This is a genomic window from Photorhabdus sp. P32, from assembly GCF_038085095.1.
GTDB classification, from domain to species: Bacteria; Pseudomonadota; Gammaproteobacteria; order Enterobacterales; family Enterobacteriaceae; genus Photorhabdus; species Photorhabdus luminescens.
Map to the genome: position 1 here is coordinate 1 of NZ_JAZGJN010000072.1, position 853 is coordinate 853.

Below are 853 nucleotides of genomic sequence, written 5' to 3' on the forward strand. Positions count from 1 at the left end.
ATGTGGTTGGCAATAGTAATACATTGGCTGCAACTCAGAAACTTGTCTCCGATATAAATGATAGAATTAATCAGATTCCAAATATGTCGTCTTTCACTGCAAATTTAACTCAGAATGGCTGGCAAAAATTACCGTCAGGTTTAATTGAAATGTGGGGAATGGGTAATGCTTCTTATGGTGGATATTTGAATAATTTTCCAATACCGTTTCCAAATAAATGTCTTAATGTCACATTAACTCATTTTGGTTATGGCCCTCAGTCAGCAGGCATATTTTCAGTAATCGTAGAAAATCAACAGCAGTTCAAATGTTATAGAGGCATAAATGACAGCCAACCTTATGTTCTGACATATTTTAGAGCAGTAGGATATTAATTTAATAAAATCAAACCACTACAATTACTTCATTAAAATTAGCGGAAAATTATAAACAATAAAACCCATGTATTCAGTATATTAGATATGGAATTATTTTTACAATAATTCCATATATTATTTATAAAAATTATCACTTAACTTTAGGAGTATAATATGAACCAATAAAAACATAAAGAAAGTTAGAGTTTGAAGACTAGGTTTGTACCCGATTATATTACCACTAAGTTAATACTGGATATATCCTCTATACTTATGGAACATAATATAAAACAAATATAATAACCTAACCAAAAGACAAAATTATAATACTTTCGTAGCTAATATTTTTACACCATGTATTTTAACAATACTTATGAAAGATATTTAAAATTTCCTAAAATAATTTCCTAAAATAAATAAGATAAAATAATTTCCAGACGTGAAATATAAACATCTTGAATATACTTTCGATAACAATATGTTAAACGATTTATTGT

The 853-nt window shown here is 27.4% G+C and carries 1 protein-coding gene; it reads left to right on the forward strand.

Annotation, left to right across the window (positions count from 1 at the left end):
• On the forward strand, positions 1-374 hold a 374-nt coding region (locus V2H77_RS00275; RefSeq protein WP_341497209.1), incomplete at its 5' end, for a gp53-like domain-containing protein.
• Between the last annotated feature and the right edge of the window lie 479 nt (positions 375-853).